The organism is Terriglobia bacterium, from assembly GCA_036496425.1.
Lineage (GTDB): Bacteria > Acidobacteriota > Terriglobia > 20CM-2-55-15 > 20CM-2-55-15 > 20CM-2-55-15.
Map to the genome: position 1 here is coordinate 1 of DASXLG010000398.1, position 2,463 is coordinate 2,463.

Sequence of the window (2,463 nt, forward strand, 5' to 3'; positions counted from 1 at the left end):
CGCATCGATAACGATTTCGATGCACTGCGTTTCATGCCCCTCAGCCAGCTCGATGCGGTGGCGGACTCGTTCAATTGGGGCAGCACGTTCCTGCTGGGCGCCGAAGGAGCGCTGCTCGGAAGTGCAACGACCTTGGCCGAAGGTATTCCCGGCGCACAACTCGTGATTCCTTCATTGATCCTCACGGACGTGACTTCCTCGATGACGCTGCTCTCGCGTCATACCTGCCGGATCGCGACGGCATACGGATACTCATCGAAAAACCCCGAGAACCTTCCCCATCTGATGGCAGCGATGGCGCCTCAGACCGAGACCAGCGACGAAGGATATCTCGCCCTCAAAACCGCCGTGGTCACATCGATCCGCGAAACGGGCCAGTTCATGTCCCGCACCGCCGGCGTCGTCCTCGACCGGCAGCTGCTCGAGCGTGAAGCGCCCCAGATGATCCGCCTCATTACATACGTCGCGGACCGCCTGGGCATCGTGATCACGCAAAAGGAACTCGGCATTCTGGTGCCGATCGCCGGCGCCGTGCTCAACAGCAGCATCAACATCGCGTTCCAGCGCGTCGGGCATCAGACCGCGAAAGATTATTTCCGGCGCCTCCTGCTCGAAGAACGATACGGCGAGGAACTCGTCAGCTATGCCATCCAGCAGGAAATCGCCGCGCTGAAAAACCAGAATTAGTCATAATCATCCGCGTTATCTGCGGTTAAAAATACGGAAGGATCTATGCTTCCAATTCTCGTGATCCTGCTCCTGATTTTGCTCAACGGCGTTTTCGTCATGGCGGAGATGGCCGTGGTGTCGGCCCGCAAACCACGCCTCCAGCAATTCGCAAATGAAGGCAGCCGCGGCGCGCAGACTGCGCTCAACCTGGCGACGCATCCCGACAGGTTTCTGGCGACCACGCAAATCGGCATCACACTGATCGCGATTCTGACCGGCGCGGTGGGAGAGCGCACCTTGACGGAACGTCTTTCTCTCAAACTCGAGCGGTTCCCCCAACTCCAGAGCTACAGCGGAACGGTTGCCTTCGCGGTCGTCGTGGTTGGGATCACATACATTTCGCTGGTGGTCGGCGAGTTACTCCCCAAGCGGTTCGCGCTCCATAATCCGGAAAGGATTGCCTCGGCCATGTCGGGCCTGACGAGTTTTATGTCCCGCCTGTGCGCACCGCTCGTGTGGTTGATCAACGGATCCACGAACCTCATCATCGGCATTCTGGGTCTGCAGCCGTCCGCTGACCCGCCGGTCACCGAGGAAGAGATCAAAGTCATGATGGAGCAAGGCACCGAGGCGGGGGTGTTCGAGGAGGCCGAACACGACATTGTGAAAAGCATCTTCAAGCTCGGCGACCGCGCCGTCAGCGCCCTCATGAAACCTCGCCGCGAAGTGGTCTGGCTTGATACCGAGGACCCTTTTCCGGAGAATCAGAAGAAGCTCGCGTCATCTTTATATTCTCGCTTTCCCGTAGCTCATGGCAGCCTCGACAATGTCCTCGGCGTCGTTCAAACCAAGGACCTGCTGACACGATGCCTTGCGGGCTCCAAGATGGATTTCAAAGGCAACCTGCGGACACCGCTATTCGTCCCCGAAAATCTGCCCGCGCTGCGCCTCCTGGAAATGTTCAAGAAGTCCCGCACGCACATGGCGCTCGTGGTCGATGAATACGGCGGAATTGAAGGCCTCATCACCCTGAACGACATTCTCGAAGATCTGGTCGGCGATGTGGCCGGTGTCGACCTGCCCGAAGAACGCCAGATCGTGAAGCGGCCCGACGGTTCCCTGCTCCTGGACGGCAAACTCCAGATCGACGATCTCAAGGAGGCTCTGCAGATTCCGGAGCTCCCTTCGGAGGAGTCCGGCAGCTATCAGACCCTCGGCGGTCTGGTGATGCTCCAGGTCGGGCGCGTCCCGGTCACTGGCGACAACTTTGAAATCGACGGACTCCGATTCGAAGTCGTCGACATGGATGGCAAGCGGGTGGACAAAGTCCTGGTCTCGAAATCGACGCCATCACCGACCGGCGAGCCGCCGCTTGCGTGAACTCGCCCGTTACCGAGCGTGCAACGGTTTGATTGCCGTCGCGCCTGACGACTAGGATTTTATCAAGGCACGACCCGCCCTCTCCCGCGGAGGCGGAAGAGGGCGAATCTGACGGACTACAGTGAGATGCGGGTTACCGAGTCGCTCCAGTCCGTATAGCCGGCCCGGCCCTGGGCACGCATCTGAAATGCATAGAGCGTGCCCGGCGTCAGACCAGTGACGGTGATGGAACGAATGGCCGTAACCGGAGACAACTCCGTCCACGATCCCGGCTTACCGTCTGCCCCCACTGCCGCATAGCGCGGTGTGTAGCTTACGGCTTTGCGAGCCGGTTTGCCCCGCATGATCATCTGACCGCTGTTCGGACCGTTCGTCAAAGTGAATGACGGCGGACCGGCAAGCGGCTGCGGAGCG

3 protein-coding genes are annotated in these 2,463 nt (G+C 59.8%); 2 read left to right on the top strand and 1 reads right to left on the bottom strand.

The genetic code is table 11. The features are described from left to right. Together VGK48_29100 and VGK48_29105 are read left to right on the top strand one after the other, a co-directional pair. Nucleotides 1–687: EcsC family protein (locus VGK48_29100; GenBank protein ID HEY2385252.1), on the top strand; the 687-nt coding region annotated here is incomplete at its 5' end. Between the two features lie 45 nt (nucleotides 688–732). Next, nucleotides 733–2,049: a hemolysin family protein gene (locus VGK48_29105; GenBank protein HEY2385253.1), complete on the top strand. Its 1,317-nt coding sequence runs from the start codon at nucleotides 733–735 to the stop codon at nucleotides 2,047–2,049. Nucleotides 2,050–2,165: 116 nt separating this feature from the next. Here VGK48_29105 and VGK48_29110 read toward each other — a convergent pair. Continuing rightward, on the bottom strand, nucleotides 2,166–2,463 hold a 298-nt coding region (locus VGK48_29110), incomplete at its 5' end, for a fibronectin type III domain-containing protein (protein HEY2385254.1).

What these genes read in the sequence shown, in the direction of transcription:
- VGK48_29105 (HEY2385253.1), top strand. Translation starts at nt 733, where the DNA reads ATGCTTCCAATTCTCGTGATCCTGCTCCTGATTTTGCTCAACGGCGTT.